This is a genomic window from Pseudomonas sp. SIMBA_041, from assembly GCF_046535095.1.
Taxonomy (GTDB): Bacteria; Pseudomonadota; Gammaproteobacteria; order Pseudomonadales; family Pseudomonadaceae; genus Aquipseudomonas; species Aquipseudomonas mucoides.
Genome location: NZ_JAWRXJ010000723.1, coordinates 1 through 248, shown reverse-complemented (window position 1 = coordinate 248; position 248 = coordinate 1). Strand labels below are relative to the sequence as shown.

At 47.6% G+C, this 248-nt stretch carries 1 pseudogene; it reads left to right on the top strand.

The features are described 5' to 3' along the window. A pseudogene (gene rcdA, locus SB725_RS33005) lies at nucleotides 1-248 on the top strand (DNA-binding transcriptional regulator RcdA); the annotation flags it as partial.

The window sequence follows — 248 nt, the reverse complement described above, 5'->3', positions numbered from 1 at the left end:
AGAAAAAATTATCCAGGCCACGCTGGAGGCGGTGAAACTTTACGGAATACATGCTGTTACGCACCGCAAAATTGCTACCCTTGCCGGGGTACCGTTGGGATCGATGACCTACTATTTTTCAGGAATTGATGAGTTGTTACTGGAGGCGTTCAGCAGTTTTACTGAGATCATGTCCCGGCAATATCAGGCATTTTTTAGCGATGTTAGTGATGCTCCGGGCGCATGCCAGGCTATCACCGATATGATCT